Origin of the sequence: Nocardia mikamii NBRC 108933, from assembly GCF_001613505.1 — a bacterium.
In the GTDB taxonomy this organism is placed as follows: Bacteria; Actinomycetota; Actinomycetes; order Mycobacteriales; family Mycobacteriaceae; genus Nocardia; species Nocardia mikamii.
Genome location: NZ_BDCM01000012.1, coordinates 677776 through 693745, shown reverse-complemented (window position 1 = coordinate 693745; position 15970 = coordinate 677776). Strand labels below are relative to the sequence as shown.

Annotated in this window: 11 protein-coding genes and 1 pseudogene; 5 read left to right on the top strand and 7 right to left on the bottom strand. The window is 68.6% G+C overall.

The features are described from left to right. The 5 genes from NMI01S_RS18075 to NMI01S_RS18050 all read right to left on the bottom strand — a co-directional run. A partial coding sequence (locus tag NMI01S_RS18075; RefSeq protein WP_501193597.1) for an RsbRD N-terminal domain-containing protein occupies positions 1-387 on the bottom strand: 387 nt, incomplete at its 3' end. Positions 388-640: 253 nt separating this feature from the next. Beyond that, complete coding sequence (locus NMI01S_RS18070; RefSeq protein WP_062998589.1) at positions 641-2728, bottom strand: AMP-binding protein; 2088 nt, start codon at positions 2726-2728, stop codon at positions 641-643. Positions 2729-3102: 374 nt separating this feature from the next. Next, complete coding sequence (locus tag NMI01S_RS18060; RefSeq protein ID WP_167669916.1) at positions 3103-3915, bottom strand: SAM-dependent methyltransferase; 813 nt, start codon at positions 3913-3915, stop codon at positions 3103-3105. A 5-nt stretch (positions 3916-3920) separates the two neighbouring features. After that, positions 3921-5219 carry a diguanylate cyclase domain-containing protein gene (locus NMI01S_RS18055; protein ID WP_062998583.1) on the bottom strand — a complete coding sequence of 433 codons (1299 nt, stop codon included), beginning with the start codon at positions 5217-5219 and terminating at the stop codon, positions 3921-3923. A gap of 176 nt (positions 5220-5395) precedes the next feature. After that, positions 5396-5731, bottom strand: coding sequence for a histone-like nucleoid-structuring protein Lsr2 (locus NMI01S_RS18050; protein WP_036503185.1), 336 nt, complete (start codon positions 5729-5731; stop codon positions 5396-5398). Between the two features lie 348 nt (positions 5732-6079). On the opposite strand from NMI01S_RS18050, the gene NMI01S_RS18045 reads away from it, so the two are divergent. Both NMI01S_RS18045 and NMI01S_RS18040 read left to right on the top strand, forming a co-directional pair. Continuing rightward, the gene (locus NMI01S_RS18045) at positions 6080-7093 is read left to right on the top strand and encodes a cation diffusion facilitator family transporter (protein ID WP_062998581.1); all 1014 of its coding nucleotides are present in this window, start codon (positions 6080-6082) and stop codon (positions 7091-7093) included. 68 nt (positions 7094-7161) lie between these two features. Beyond that, a complete protein-coding gene (locus NMI01S_RS18040) occupies positions 7162-8154 on the top strand; it encodes a cytochrome c oxidase assembly protein (RefSeq protein ID WP_157126250.1) in 993 nt (330 codons plus the stop codon). A gap of 55 nt (positions 8155-8209) precedes the next feature. On the opposite strand, the pseudogene lexA reads toward NMI01S_RS18040, so the two are convergent. Further along, positions 8210-8866: pseudogene (gene lexA / locus NMI01S_RS18035) on the bottom strand (transcriptional repressor LexA); the annotation flags it as partial. A gap of 608 nt (positions 8867-9474) precedes the next feature. On the opposite strand from lexA, the gene NMI01S_RS35345 reads away from it, so the two are divergent. From NMI01S_RS35345 to nrdR, 3 genes are all read left to right on the top strand, one after another. Further along, positions 9475-9759 (top strand): LysM peptidoglycan-binding domain-containing protein, encoded by a 285-nt coding sequence (locus NMI01S_RS35345; protein ID WP_167669915.1) that lies wholly within the window; start codon positions 9475-9477, stop codon positions 9757-9759. A 135-nt stretch (positions 9760-9894) separates the two neighbouring features. Further along, positions 9895-11148 (top strand): hypothetical protein, encoded by a 1254-nt coding sequence (locus tag NMI01S_RS18025; RefSeq protein WP_062998575.1) that lies wholly within the window; start codon positions 9895-9897, stop codon positions 11146-11148. Positions 11149-11307: 159 nt separating this feature from the next. Continuing rightward, positions 11308-11784 (top strand): transcriptional regulator NrdR, encoded by a 477-nt coding sequence (gene nrdR, locus NMI01S_RS18020; RefSeq protein ID WP_062998573.1) that lies wholly within the window; start codon positions 11308-11310, stop codon positions 11782-11784. On the opposite strand, the gene hrpA is transcribed toward nrdR, so the two are convergent. After that, on the bottom strand, positions 11785-15891 hold the full coding sequence (gene hrpA / locus NMI01S_RS18015) for an ATP-dependent RNA helicase HrpA (RefSeq protein WP_062998571.1): 4107 nt from the start codon (positions 15889-15891) through the stop codon (positions 11785-11787). Between the last annotated feature and the right edge of the window lie 79 nt (positions 15892-15970).

The following is a 15970-nucleotide window of genomic DNA, read 5'->3' as shown; positions in this document are numbered from 1 at the left end:
GCCGGTGCCGGTGCTGGTGCCTGCACCGTTGCCGGCGTTGCCGTTGTTGGTGGTGCGGGTTTTGGTGGTGGCGTTGGTGACGACGAGGTCGAAGCCGATTTTGAAGCCTTCGTGGATGGCGTGGTGGATGGTGTCGATGGGGACGCCTTCGCGGGCCCAGGCGGCGGCGGCGTCTTTGAGGCGTTCGGTTTTTTCGGGGATGTCGCGGCCGTCGAGGAGGCTGATGGCGAGTTCGAGGCAGGTGCGGGTGATGGTGGTGATGTCGCCGTGGATGGCGTCGCCGGGCAGGGTGCCGCAGGGGGCGACGTTTTCGACGAAGTGGCCGACCATGTGCCGCGACAGCGACCACACATCCTTCAACGGCGACGACAGCAATTGACCGGACATGGTCAGACCGGGGCGTGTCGAGGTGGCGGTGGCGTCGCCGGAAGCGCCCGGGGCCGCGAGAGGCTCCCGGGACGTGGTGGATCCCGGCGAGGCGGCAGAACCCGGCGTGGCAACAGACATTGGCGAAAACTTCCTTCCCCCGCCCGTTTACTGCGCTGCCTTTATAACGTAACCGTAACGAGACCCCGATGGATGTCTTTCGTCCATCCTCGTGACAAATGAGGAGGCCGCCCGGGCGTGGCCTGGTGAGCGGTCACAACTCGGCCGCCGGATGAAACGGGCCGGTCAGTTCGGCATTCCCGCCGATCAGCAGGCGTTTGAGCACCTTGCCGGTTTCGCCGCGCGGCAGTGCCGACAGGAAGGTGACATCGCGCGGCACCGAGAACCGGCTCAGCCGGTTGCGGACGTAGGTGCGGATCATGTCCGGGTCCAGGCCCGAACCCTCCCGCTTGACGATGAACGCGGCCAGCCGCTGACCGAATTCGTGGTCCGGCACGCCGACCACGGCCACGTCGGCGATCTGCGGCAGATGCGACAGTGCCTCCTCCACCGGCCGCGGGAAGACGTTCTCACCGCCCGAGATGATCATCTCGTCGTCGCGGCCGGCGATGAACAGCCGGCCGTCGGCGTCCAGGTACCCCAGGTCGCCGGTATCGAGCATGCCGTCGGTCTCGTCCGGCGGCGCCGAATTGACATATCCGTCGAACAGCATGTGGTTGCCCACGTAGATGCGTCCGGTAGCGCCGATCGGCACGGGCTTCCGATCCGGGCCCAGCACAGCGATTTTCGTGCCGAGCGGCGGCCGTCCGGCCGTGGTCGGCGCGGTCCGCAGATCCTCGGGGGTGGCGATGGTCGCCCACGACACCTCCGTGGAGCCGTAGATGTTGTAGAGCACATCGCCGTAGTTGTCGGCGAACCGCAGCACCGTGGCACCGGCCAGCGGGGCGCCGCAACTGGCCGCGATACGGAGGCTGGAGGTGTCGTAGCGAGCCCGCACATGGGTCGGCAGATCCAGGATCCGCTGCACCATGGTCGGCACCAGAATCACTGTGCCGACCCGGTTCTCGGCGATCCGGCGCAGGGTGTCGCGGGCATCGAACTGCTCCGGCAGGACGACGGTGGCGCGCAGCGCGGTACTCAACTGCAATGCGGCCAGACCCCAGGTGTGGAACAGCGGCGCCGGAATCAGCATGGTGTCGTTCATCCGCAACGGGATACGCGACAGCAGGGCCGCGACGGTGGCGAACCCCTTGGCGTGCGGGCGGCGCGCGCCCTTGGGGGTGCCGCTGGTTCCGGAGGTCAGCACGATCAATCGGCCCGGCCGCGCCGGCTTGTCGAAACCGTTGTCGCCCTGGCTGATCAGGTCCTCGATGGTGGTGCGGCCGGGTGCGCCGTCGTCGGTGGCGATGCGGACGATGTCGGAGTGCAGGTAGTGGATCAGTTCTTCCAGTTCGGCGTCGACGAAGACGTGTGCCAGCCGGTGCCGCTGCACGATTTCCTCGATGCGCCGCGCCGACAGACCCGCGTTCAGCAGGATCGTATCCACGCCGAGTTTGCCCGCCGCGACCATGGTTTCGACCATGCCGGCGTGATTGCGGGCGAGCAGGCCGATCGCATCGCCGGTGCGCAGGCCCAGTCCGGCCATCCCACCGGCCAGTGCGGTACTGCGCCGGTCGATGTCGGCGAAGGTGCGGCTGCGCCGATCGTCGACGACGGCGATCCGAGTGGGGGAGTGCGCGGCCGCGGCGGCGTAGCCGCCGGCGAGATTGAAACCCCACCGCGCGAGTCCGCGCAGCTGCCCGACACTGCGGTCCGGCCGCGCGGTACGCACCACGCCCGTGCCGAGGATGTGGCGCGCCACATCCGCGTGCCGTCGCAGGGGCGTGTTCTCGCGGTTGACCACGACCGAAGTCGGTGCGGCCGTGACCAATTCGCGCAGTCTTCGCAGCCCGGCGTCCAGCCAGGCCTGCGCGCCGGCCGTCGAGACGCGCGCGGCGACCGGATGTATCCGGCCGGCGGCGAAACAGGTGATCACCGCCCGGGTGCCGCCCTCGATATCGCGTAGCCGCACGGAGGCGAAACTCCCGGTCGCCGCGCAGTGCAATTCGAAAGCTTCCCCGCGCGGGCCCACCCGCACCGTCAGCGACAGGGTCCGGATCTCGGTGTCGGCGGTGCCGATGCGCAGCTGCCACAGCGGCGCGCCGGCGACGGTCTCGATCCGTTCACAGGCGCCGATCCCGGTGAAGATGCGCGGATACAGCTGCGGGTCGACGAGCAGCTTCCAGACGGCACTGCGCTCGACCGGCAGCTCGACGGCGGTGTCGAAAACCTCGGTAGCCAACTTCTTACACTTCTCGCGGGCCGGTTCCTCGAGCGCACCGGCGGGAATTCCTTTGTAACCGGGATCGACTTCGCGCAGAAGATGCCTTGTGACAATTCCCGGCGCGCCCGGGGCCGCGGTTGTGAGTTCGCTGGCGATTGTCCAGGGCGTGATGTGCGTCGCATCCCGGAACGATGGGTGAGCTCGATGAGCAGGCGATTCGGGTCGTGGTACCGCCCGGCGATGCTGTGCCTGGCGCCGGCGGTCGTGGCGGCGCTGTCGACCGGCGTCGCCGCGGCGACGATCGACGCCTGCACGACTGGCCGTGTTGGGAGCGGTCCCTGCACGAGGCGTGGCCCGGTTTCGCGCGGGCGCTCGCCGGGTAGCGGCTCGAATCAGGGCTTGCGGGCGACACCCGCGTAGCCGTCGAGGGGCCGGACCTCCGCCAGCGGCTCGTCCGGATCCGGCCGCCACCGGGCCAGATATTCCAGGCCGGGTTCGACCAGGACCAGATCGCCGAGCAGTTCCATGATCTCGGCGCGGGTGCGCAGCCGGTCACCGCGGCCGGTGACGCGTTCGGTCACCGCGAGCATGCGGTCCATCTGCTCGGGCGGACCCTCACTGGTCAGATGTGACAGCGCCAGATAACTGCCGGAAGCGATGGTGGCGCGCAGGCGCTCGAATACCGTCGCGGCCAGGTCGTCGTCGGCCACGAAATGCAACATCGATACCAGCAGGACGGCGACCGGCCGATCGAAATCCAGCAGCTCCCGGACCTGCGGATGCTCGAGTACCCCGTCGATATCGGTGAAATCCCCGTGTACCGCGGTCGCGTTCGGATTGTCCGCCAGCAGCTTGCGGCTCATCGTCACCGCGACCGGATCGATATCGACATAGACCACCCGCGCACCCGGGACGACGCGCTGCGCGATCTCGTGCACGTTGCCCGCCGTCGGAATTCCGGAACCCAGATCGAGGAATTGGTCGATACCCGCCTCGGCGAGAAAACCGACCGCACGCTGCAAAAATGCGCGGTTGGCACGGGCCGTGCGCGGAACTTCGGGAATGACCTCGATCATTTGCGCCGCGACCGACCGATCCACCTCGAAATTGGCGAATCCTCCCAGCAGATAGTCGTACACTCGCGCCGGGCTGGGAATCCGGGGGTCGATGTCGTCGGCCGCCCAGTCGGGTAACAGAGGTTGCACGCCGCTCATCCTAGGCCGCGCACCCGGGCGGCGACATCAGCTGCATGAAGGACCCAGCGGTTGCGTCCGCTGGCCTTCGCGCGGTACAGCCCGGCGTCGGCGGCGTCGAGCAGCCGCTCGGCGTCGGTGCCGGTGACAGGGGTGACGATCGCGCCGATGCACGCCGAGATCATCAGGTCGTGATTGTCGACGGGGATGGGTTCGGCCAGCGCGTCGAGCAGGCGCTGGGCCACCGCGGCGATGTGCTCGGTGTCGCAGGTCGGCCGGACCAGCCCGACGAACTCGTCGCCGCCCACCCGCGCCAGCATGATCGCCGGTACCGCCGCCGAGAGCCGCTCCGCGACGGCCGCGAGCAGCCGATCACCGACTCCGTGGCCGTAGGTGTCGTTGACCGATTTGAATCCGTCGAGGTCGATGAAACACAAGCCGATGCAGTCTTCGGCCCCGGCGTCGGCGATGATGGCCGAGAGCGCTTCGACCAGTTGCCGCCGATTGGGCAGGCCGGTCAGCGGGTCCAGCCGGGCCTGGCGATGCAATTCGGCCTGCAATTCCCGCCGCTGCGTGGTGTCCTCGCCGACCACCAGCAGATACGCTGCCCGTCCGCCGGTCGCCGGCACCAGGGTGATCGCCCACGTGGCCCAGCCGTCGACGCCCTCGGGACGTGGATAGCGCAATTCCATCCGGACCGTGCCCGAGCCGGCGTGCAAAAGCTCGCCCAGTACGCGGCGCCGCAATTCCACGCGGTCGTCCGGATGTATCAGATCGGTGACCCCGCGTTCGAGCAGATACTCGCGGCTGACGCCGAGCATCGCGGCCATCGCGGGATTCACGTCGACCACCCGGCCCTCGGCGTCACCGATGCCGATGGCGATGGCGGCATTGTCGAATACCACCCGGAATCGCGCCTCGGCGGCATTGCGGGCGTCGGCCATCGCCGAGTGCAACATTTCCTGATGCCGCGCCCGGGTGGCGAGTAACTCCTCGGTATATCCGCGGGCCATCTCGCCCAGAACCGCGAGCACTCGATCGCCCGGCGGGAACACGGTGGTGGCCAGTGGTGTCAGCGCCCGGGCAGAGCGGGGCATGACCTGCGGATCGGTGAGGTTGGCGCGTACCAGGGCGGCGCCGATCGTGGCCGCGGCGGCGGCGTCGAACGGTTCGGCCCCGACAATCGCGACGAACTGCTCGAGCAGACCCGCCAGCAGTTGCTCCAGTTCGCGCATGGACATGGGAACGAAGCCGGTGTCGGCGATCGCGATGCGCCATCGTCGGGCCAGTTCACCGATCCCGGTTTCCCCTGTCATGCACACCACCCCGCCTCGGAACTACTCCCAGCGACTTGTGAGTACGGCGCGGCGCCGAACCAGAGAACCAGATTACCGCGCCGAGCGGGCCCGCAAGATCACGGCTGTGACGTGATGCTGCGGGCCCGCTGGGTGCGTAGCGTACGTGCGATCTCGGTCGAAAGATCGGATGCCGGCTACTTGCTCGCTTTGTGATAGGCGGCGACAACCTCGGAAGAAATGCGGCCGCGCGCGGAGACGTTATAGCCGTGTTTCTTGGCCCATTCCCGGATCGCCACCGTCTGCTCGCGATCGGCCGCGGACTTGGTGCGGGTGCCGCCGCCGGACTTCAGGCGGCCGACCTTGCGGGACTTTTCCGTCCAGGGTTCGAGTGCCCCGCGCAGCTTCCCGGCATTCAATGTCGACAGGTCGATTTCATACGCCACACCGTCGATCGAGAACTGCACGGTCTCATCCGCTTTGGACTTCCCGTCGTAATCATCGATGAGTGTGACGGTGACTTTCTTGGCCATGATCGAGCCCTTTCGCACTGACACGGAGCAACTGGGATTGTGTATACCGTACCGTATTGCGACCGGTCGTAGTGAATCCGGTGCTATTCGGGCGGTTTCGATCGTGAATGTTCCCGGAATGAGAAAAGAATCGGCGAGACGCATTTAGTGCGCGGCCTGCAAAAGTTATCGGAATGCTCGCGGTCTTCGGACACTGCCCGGGAGTTCGGATGGCCGGGTTCGGATAAAGGGATCGGCGTGCGGGTACCCGGCTGCCGACCGCCGCGGCGGGTGCGAGCAGGGGATATTGCACACATAGTGATGTATGCATATGATGACGAGCGGTAGCGACGGAGAGGAGTACGGAGCATGAGTGCCGGACATACACACGGCTCGGGCCACGGGCACGCGCACAGTCATGCGCACGCCACTCCCGACAGCGATCGGCGCTGGCTGGCCGGGGCGCTCGCGGTCATCGTGGTCTTCCTCCTCGGCGAGGTGGTCGTGGGTGTGGTGGCCGGTTCGCTGGCCCTGCTGTCGGATGCCGCGCACATGCTCACCGACGCGGCCTCGATCGCATTGGCACTGTGGGCGATTCGCCTCGCGGCGCGGCCGCCGGCCGGGCGGATGACCTTCGGCTGGAAGCGAGTGGAAATCCTGTCCGCGCAAGCCAACGGCCTGACGCTGCTGGTCCTGTCGGCCTGGCTGCTCTACGAGGCGATCCGCCGCCTGATCCAGCCCCCCTCGGTCACCGGTGGACTGGTGCTCGCGACCGCGCTGGTGGGTGTGGTGGTGAATCTCGCTGCCACCTGGATGATTTCGCGGGCCAATCGCAGCAGCCTGAATGTCGAGGGGGCGTTCCAGCACATCCTCACCGATCTCTACGCCTTCCTGGCGACCGCGGTGGCCGGGGTGGTCATCATCCTCACCGGCTTCGAACGCGCCGACGCGATCGCGACGCTGGTGGTGGTCGCGCTGATGGTGAAGGCGGGTGTCGGCTTGGTCCGTGCGTCGAGCCGGATCTTCCTCGAGGCCGCCCCGGCCGATATCGATCCGGCGGCGGTGGGCGTCGGCATGGCCGCCCGTGACGGTGTCGTCGAGGTGCACGATCTGCACATCTGGGAGATCACCTCCGGGTCCCCGGCGCTCTCGGCGCACGTGCTCGTCGAGCCCGGCCGCGACTGCCATGCGGTGCGCCAGGATCTGGCGCGGTGGCTGGCCGCCGACCATCACATCGAGCACGCCACACTGCAGGTCGATCACGCCCAACCCGAACTGATCGAACTCGGCGCCGTGCCGAGCGGCCATTGCGCCCAGTCGCACGGCCCGGCGCACCGCTCACCGGATGTCGCGCAGACCCAAGAATCCGGTAATCAGAACTAACCGGACACCCCGCCGGACCGGCGCAAACGCTCCCGGACCCCGGGTGGATACTGACGGCCGTGGGATGGATCGACGCGCCGCTGACCGTGCAGTCCGTCGTCGAGGAATGGCGCTGGGACACCTCGACGATCGTGGTGACCGCCGCGCTGGGGCTCGGCTACGGCCTGGCGCGCCGGCGCGCCGATCGGCGCGGGAGTACCGAGTCGGCGGGACGCAGTTGGGCGTTCGGCGCGGTCGGCCTCGGAGTGTGGTTGCTGACCGGCATCAGCGTGATCGGCGTGTACTCCGGCACCCTGTTCTGGATGCGCGCGCTGCAGATACTGCTGCTGCTCTATGTGGTGCCGTTCGGCCTGGCGACCGGTCGCCCGCTGACGGTGCTGCGCGATGCCCTCGGCCCGGTGGGACGCGAGTGGCTGGACCGTGTCCTCGCCTCGGCGCCGGCTCGCCTGGTGACCTATCCGCTGGTCCCGTCGCTCGCCATCCTGGCCACCCCGTGGCTGCTGATACTGACCCCGTGGTTCGAAGCGGTGCTGCGGCACGGTGTGGTCGACGCGCTGACCCGACTGCTGCTGGTGGCCGTCGGATTCCTGTACTTCTATTCGCGGCTGCAGACCGATCCCGTTCCGCACCGCTATTCGCAGGCGGTCTCGTTGCTGATCACGGTGTTCGAATCACTGGCAGACGGAGTGCTGGGGCTGGTGCTGTGGTTCGGGCCGCTGGTGGCGATGGACTACTACACCGAAGTGGGCCGGACGTGGGGCCCGGATCTGCGGATGGACCAGATCATCGGCGCGGGCATCATCTGGGTGCTCGGCGACGTGCTCGGCCTGCCCTATCTGCTCACCCTGATGCGGTCGTGGGCGGCCGACGAACGCCGCAACGCCGCGCGGATGGACGCCGAACTCGACGCGGCCGAGGAACTTTCGGCACTGCCGGTGAGCGAGGCGGCGCGGACCTCGGCCGCACCCGCCGCCGCGACGACGGCGCATGCGGAGGCGCCGGTCCAGAGCGGACTGTGGTGGGAGAACGATCCCGTGCTGCGCGACCGCTTCCGGCGCTGACGGATTCGCCCGTCCGGGCGGCAGCCGACGATGCCTACCGGACGAGCTACCGCCCTCAGATCTTGCGGATCACCGTGACGACCTTGCCCAGGATCTGGGCGTCGTTACCGTCGATCGGATCGAACAGCGGGTTGTGCGGCATCAGCCACACCTGATCGCCGGTGCGCTTGAACGTCTTGACCGTCGCCTCGCCCTCGATCATCGCGGCGACGATATCGCCGTTGTCGGCGACGTTCTGCTGGCGGACCACCACCCAGTCGCCGTCGCAGATCGCCGCGTCGACCATCGATTCGCCGACGACCTTCAGCAGGAACAGCGAACCCTCGCCGACCAGTTCGCGCGGCAGCGGGAACACGTCCTCGACCGCCTGTTCGGCGAGGATCGGCCCGCCGGCGGCGATGCGGCCCAGCACCGGCACGTAGGTGGGCGCCGGGGTCGCGTCGGAGGTTTCGGTCGCCACCGCGCGCAGTACCGGCGCGGCACCGGCCGCCCGCACGGCGGTCTCGTCCAGGCCGCGGACATCGACCGCGCGGGGACGATTGGGATCGCGGCGCAGATAGCCCTTGCGCTCGAGCGCGCGTAGCTGATGCGCGACCGAGGAGGTGGAGGTGAGTCCGACCGCGTCGCCGATCTCGCGGATGCTCGGGGGATAGCCGCGTTCGTTCACCGAGGTCCGGATGACCTCGAGTACCTTGCGCTGGCGGACGGTGAGATCCGCTCCGTTGCCGGGGGTTTCGGTGTCACCGGCCGACGCCTGGGCGCCGCCGGGGGAGACCGTGCCGTTGCCGGCCGCCTCCTCGTGTCCGACCACCGTACGTTCGCTCACGCTCGCCGTCCTCCGTTCGTCTGTCTGCCGGGGCGTGTCTGTCGGGTTCTGCCGGCACCGGGTTCTGCCGGCGCCGCCGGATCGCGTGCTTCGAATGTAGTCCGCCCGCGCCCAGGTTTCAAACATCTGTTCGACGCATGTCGGCGTGGCTGGTGACTTTGTCGGCCCCGCGTGGTAAGAATTCGAACATCAGTTCTTCGAACAGATGAGCGAATACGCCACAACTCTCATACCCCTGTGATCCATCCACCCAGCACACTCGTCACAGCATTCATGGAGGTCGTCAGATGCGTACCGCGGTCGATGAATTCAGCACGATCGGCGTCCGGGCCGGTTCGTCCGGCGATTCTCCTGTCCACACCGTGCGGCCGGTTCGGCGCCACCGCCGGGCCGACCTCCGGCGTCCTCGGGGTCCGCATCGCCCGCATGTCGTGGCGGGCTACGACCGGGTACCGGTTGCCGCGCCCGCCCGCGGGCCGCATCCGCTCCGGCGGGTGGAACAGGCCCGTATCGGGCTGGCCACCCTGGCTGCGACCGCACTGCTCACCGCGGCGGCGGTCTGCGGGCTTCTGGGGGTGGCGCAGTTGCGTGATGCGGGCGGCCCGGCATCCACGCAGACGGTTCAGGTGCAGCCCGGCGAGTCGCTGTCCGACCTCGCGCAGCGGGTGGCGCCGGGGGATGCGGTCCGCGACACGGTGGCCCGCATCGTGGAGTTGAACGGACTGCGTGGCACCGAAGTGGCCGCCGGGCGCACTCTCGTGGTTCCGGCATCGCGATAAGTCGTGGTCGAGGGCTCCCGGGGCGCGTAATCGCGTGGCCGGATTTATTGATCCACAACTGAAACATGTTGCTATTCTGCTCGGAATGTGATCGGGGCTACATTCTCCGCCAACGGATTTCGAGGACGAGGCATCATGGTGCACACCCTCCATCGAGCGCTGCCGCGACGGTTCGCGTGCACGGCCGCACTGCTCATCTGTTTCGTGATCGCCTGTGCCGCGGCACCCGCGGTGCGCGCAGAGCCGGGATACACCGCATATCTGGACATTCCGGTGGTGAACGGGGCGGGGGAGAGCGCAGGCGGCCTGAATCCCGACCTGCCTCTGGATAGTTCGACGCTGGCCGCGGCGCTCGAGCAGGCCCGCGCCGACGGGATCGCACCACGGCGGTATGCGGCACTGCTACACCAGTATTGGCTGACGGTGGCCACCGCCGATGCCGATATCGACCTGGCCGCGTGGGATCCGATCCGCGGGGTGGCCCCGAATTCGCGCACCTTCACCCAGGTCTACGTGAACTACCTCCGGCTGACGACCGCCCATCCGGAGTTCTACTGGACAGGGCTGGCCGGACTGGCCGGCGGATCGTTCGCCTCGGGATTCTTCGATATGAGCGATGTGGCAACGATTCTCAGCGTGCCCGGTATCCACCAGCTCGGCGGCGCGGTCGCGGATCTGCTGCGGGCCACACCGCCGCAGCTCGTCGCGGCGCTGCCCGCCGACATCCGGCTCCTGGCCACCGAGGGTCCGCGACTCACCGCCGAGGATCTGGCGTGGTTCCAGACCCGGCTGATGATCATGCAGAAGCACATCTTCCTCGACCAGGTGCCGATGCACGAGGCCTATATCGCGGGAGGGTTGCCCGCGATCGAGGAGATGTACGCCGCCGGTGTGCTCGACGACAACGCGGTGCGGGCCTGGCGCTCACTCGCCACGGGTACGGTCGCCGGGTACGACGACGCGCTGATGCGGATGACCGATCGCGAACAGAATCAGATCATCGCCGATCAATGGGATGCCACCTCACGGGGGCGCGGGGCCATGGGCCGGGTGATGACCTACGTCAGCACCCTGGCGGCGAAACCCGCGGTGCCCGGGGTTCGCGCACCGGGTGTGTTCGCGCCGACCACCGTATCGGCCGAGGTGGACGGGCGCACGATGACGCTGCGTACCCCGTTGCCCGCCTTCAACTGGGCCGACCGCGACCCGCGCTGGACCTACATCACCGGCGATCTGGTGCCGTGCTACGAACGGATGCAGGCCGCTCCGTGGCTCGCCCGCCAGGTGCTGTCGGTCCCGTTCGCCGGTGATCTCGCTGCCGGACGATTGCTGAATCGACTGCCGGATCTGCTCACCGACCTGACGAGCCAGTGGCAACTGACGGCGTGAGCGGCCCCGGTCGCGGGTCCGCATGGGCCGGGGCGAACGCCGTACGGGTATCCTGAAAGACGCTCAGGACATACGTGGTGAGTGCGGCTGTATCGGCGGAACAGGTCGAGGGCAGGCAGCTCGTCGCGAACCGACGCAGGCATCGACGAAGGATCCCGGATGCATTGCCCGTACTGTCGGCACCCGGATTCGCGGGTGGTCGACTCGCGTGAGGCCGAGGAAGGCAGCGCAATCAGGCGCCGTCGCGCATGTCCGCAGTGCGGGCGCCGCTTCACCACGGTCGAGACCGCGATCCTCTCGGTGGTCAAGCGCAGCGGTGTCACCGAACCGTTCAGCCGCGAGAAGGTGATCCGCGGCGTCCGCCGGGCCTGCCAGGGGCGTGAGGTCGACGACGACGCCCTGAACCTGCTCGCCCAGCAGGTCGAGGATGCGGTGCGCGCGAAGGGTTCTCCGGAGGTGCCGAGCCACGAGGTCGGTCTGGCCATCCTCGGTCCGTTGCGCGATCTCGACGAGGTCGCCTATCTGCGCTTCGCCTCGGTGTACCGGTCCTTCAGCTCCGCCGACGATTTCGAACGCGAGATCGACGATCTGCGCCGCCACCGCGCCGGACGTTCGGTGGCCGCCGGCGCCGACTGATCAGCGGGGCCGGGCCCCGGCCGGTGCCGCGCCGATTCCGTCGATGGCCTTGATGATTCGCTTGGCGGACACCGGATACGGCGTGCCCAGCTGTTGTGCGAACAGGCTCACCCGCAGTTCCTCGATCATCCACCAGATCTCGGTGACGTCGGCGGCCGTGCGACGCGCGCCGGGAAGACGGTCCAGCAGTCGCGCGTACGCGGCGTGCACGCGATCCAGTTCGGCCGCGCCTTGACGGTCGCGATCGGCCGAGGCGGGCAGCGCGAGCAGCCGTGCCTCGGCGGCGTGCAGATACCGCGGAATCTCGCGTAGCCGGGTGGTGCCGAATTCGCTGACGAAGCCGGCGAAGACCAGTTCGTCGAGTTGGCCGGCGACATCGTCGGCGATGTCGCGATCGGTCGTGTCGGCCAGGGCGGTCCGCACCCGGTGTGCGGCCGCCAGCACCGGGACAACCAGTGCGAGGACGCGCGCGACCGCACCGGCGAACTGCGGTCGCACCTGGTCGACGAGCCGGGTGAACTGCTCCGGACTGCGTACCGGACCACCGTGTGCGGCGACCAGTTCGTCGGCCGCGCAGGCGCGGCAGTCGTCGAGCAGCGCATCCATCGATCCATACGGGTTCTGGCTCAGCGCGAGGCGATCGGCGGCCGACAGTCCCGAGGTGACCGAGCGCTGCGCGGCCGGCATCTCGCGCAGCAGCAGCGCCCTGGTGCCGGTGCGCATCGCGGCACGCTGTGCCGACGGCGACGACAACACTCGCACGGCCACCCCGTCACCCTCGCTGACCAGGGCGGGATAGCCGGTGATGGTCTGTCCGCCGACCTCACGCCGGATGGTCTGCGGCACCGTACCCAGCGTCTGCGCCGTCCACACCGTCGCCGGTGCTCGTTCGGCCGCGCTCGTCGCCTTCGCCACCGATTGCGAAACCTGCTGGGACAGTTGGGTTTTCAAGGCGGCGAGACTCTTGCCTCGGGCGAGGGTCGCGCCGTCGGGACCGGTGACGGCGAACGTCATCCGCAGATGATCGGGCAGGGCGCCGGGGTCGAGGTCGGCCGGCGCGATCGTGGTCGACGCCAGCGCCGACAGCTCGCGGGCCAGTCCGGTGCGCAGCGGTTCGGCGCGGGGGGTCAGCCGCGCCAGCGCGGCCCGCGCGAAGTCCGGCGCGGGAACGACGCTGCGGCGCAGCTGTTTCGGCAGGGTCTTGATCAGCGCGGCGGCGAGTTCCGCACGCATGCCGGGGACCAGCCAGTCGAAGCCCACGGCCCGCACATGGGCCAGCTGTGCGACCGGAATGTGCACGGTCACGCCGTCGTCGGCCTGTCCCGGCTCGAACTGGTAGGTAAGCGGGAAACTCAGTTCGCCCTGCCGCCAGCTGTCCGGGTAGGCGGCCGGATCCAGCTGGGCCGCCTGCGCGTTGACCACGGTGGCGGTCGAGAAGTCCAGCAGATGCGGGTCCTCGCGCTCGGCCTTGCGCCACCAGCTGTCGAAATGCCGCACCGACACCACGTCGGCGGGGATGCGCTGGTCGTAGAAATCGAACAGCGCCTGGTCGTCGACGAGAATGTCGCGCCGGCGCGCCCGATGCTCCAGGTCGGCCACGTCGTCGAGCAGTTCGCGGTTGCGGTGGAAGAACCCGTGCCGGGTCTGCCATTCGCCCTGGACCAGTGCGTGCCGGATGAACAGTTCCCGCGACAGCTGCGCATCGATGCGGCCGAAGTCGACGCGGCGCTGGGTGACCAGCGGAATGCCGTAGAGGGTGACCCGCTCATAGGCCATCGCCGCGCCGCGCCGGGAGGACCAGTGCGGTTCCGAGTAGTTGCGTTTGACCAGGTCACCGGCGAGCCGTTCGGCCCATTCGGGCTCGATCCGCGCGGCCATCCGGCCCCACAGCCGCGAAGTCTCCACCAGTTCGGCCGCCATCACCCAGCGCGGCGGCTTCTTCGCCAGGGCCGATCCGGGGAAGATCATGAACTTCGCGCCGCGGGCGCCGAGGAACTCCCGCGATTCCGCCTCGCGCACACCGATATGCGACAGCATGCCCGCCAGCAGCGCGCGATGGATCCCCTCGCCGTCCCACGGCAGCGCTTCCGGATTCTGTTGCGGGGCGATCGATTCCGCGGCGGACCAGCCGAGGCTCTTGGTGATGGTGCGCAGCTGCCCCTGCAGATCCTGCCATTCCCGGATGCGCAGATAGTGCAGGAACTCGTCGCGGCACAGCCGCCGGAACTGATTGGACGACAACGATTTCCGTTGAGCGCGCAGGTAGTCCCACAGTCGCAGATAGGCGAGGAAATCCGAGCCCTCGACGGTGAACCGGGCGTGTTTGGTATCGGCGGCCTGCTGGAATTCGGCCGGCCGCTCCCGCACGTCCTGGATCGACAGTGCCGCGACGATGACCAGCACCTCGGACAGGCAGCCATTGGCCTCGGCGGCGACGAGCATGCGCGCCATCCGCGGATCGACCGGGAGCTGGGCCATCTGCCGCCCCACCGCGGTGAGTGCGAGTTCGTCTCCGCTCTCCGGCGCGCGCACATGACCCCCGGCGGCGTCGCTGCCGCGTCCGCGGCGCCGGCGAGCACCGCGTGCGGGCGCGGGCGTCTCGCCGGGGCGCCCGAGTGCGCCGAGTTCCAGCAGCAACGCGATACCGTCGCGGATCGCCCGCCGGTCCGGTGCCTCCACGAACGGAAAGCTCTCGATGTCGCCGAGCCCCAGCGCGGTCATCTGCAGGATGACCGCGGCCAGGTTGGTGCGCAGGATTTCCGGTTCGGTGAACGCCGGGCGGGACTCGAAGTCCTCCTCGGAGTAGAGCCGGATGCAGATACCGTCGGCCACACGTCCGCAGCGCCCGGACCGTTGCCGTGCGGAGGCCTGTGAGATCGGCTCGATCGGCAGGCGCTGCACCTTGGTGCGCATCGAATAGCGGGAGATGCGCGCGGTGCCCGGATCGACCACGTAGCGGATGCCCGGCACGGTGAGCGAGGTCTCGGCGACGTTGGTGGCCAGCACCACACGACGGCCGGTGTGCGGCTGGAAGACCCGATGCTGTTCGGCCGCGGACAGTCGCGCGTACAGCGGAACGATCTCGGTCCGTGGCAGTTTCAGCTCGCGCAGGGTGTCGGCGGTGTCGCGGATCTCGCGTTCGCCGGACAGGAAGACCAGCACGTCGCCGTCGCCTTCGGCGAGCAGTTCGCGCACCGCGTCGCCGATGGCATCGGTCTGGTCGCGAGCGTCCTCGGCGGTGGCGCGTCCGCTCGGCCGGCCGCGCCGCGGCGCCGGCTCCTCCTCGAACTCGGCCTCGTCGTCGGTGTCGGTCATCTCGGGAGCCAGCGGGCGATACCGGATTTCGACCGGATAGGACCGCCCCGACACCTCGACGATCGGCGCGGGCTCCCCGGAGACCGGATCGGCGAAATGGCGGGCGAACAGCTCCGGGTCGATGGTCGCCGAGGTGATGATCACCTTGAGGTCCGGACGCTTCGGCAGCAGCGACCTCAGGTAGCCGAGCAGGAAGTCGATGTTGAGGCTGCGCTCGTGCGCCTCGTCGATGATGATCGTGTCGTAGCGGCGCAGCAGCCGATCGCGCTGGATTTCGGCCAGCAGGATGCCGTCGGTCATCAATTTGATCAGGGTGCGATCGGAGGCCTGATCGGTGAAGCGCACGGTGTAGCCGACGACGTCGCCGAGTTCGGTATCGAGTTCGGCCGCAATGCGTTCGGCCACCGTCCGCGCCGCCAGCCGCCGAGGCTGGGTGTGCCCGATGGTGCCGCGGATCCCGCGCCCGAGTTCCAGGCAGATCTTCGGGATCTGCGTGGTCTTACCCGAGCCCGTCTCCCCGGCGATCACCACGACCTGATGGGCGGCGATCGCGGCGGCGATATCGTCGCGATGGGCGGACACGGGCAGTTGTTCGGGATAGCGAATGGCCGGGACGGCGGCGCGGCGGGACTCGATACGGGCCTGCGCGGCGGTTATCTCGCGCTCCAGCCGCTCGATCTCACCGTCGTTGCCGTGGGCCTTGTCCAGCCGTCGGCGCAGCCGGTGTTCGTCGCGGAGGGAGAGGTCGGCCAGGCGAGCGCGCAGCTCGCGGGTGGTGGCAGTCGAGGTCATTGCATCGACCAGCGTAGCGAAACCGGCCGTCCGGCCCGTTCCCGCGCTGGTCGGGACGCCGAATCGTGAAGATAACCGA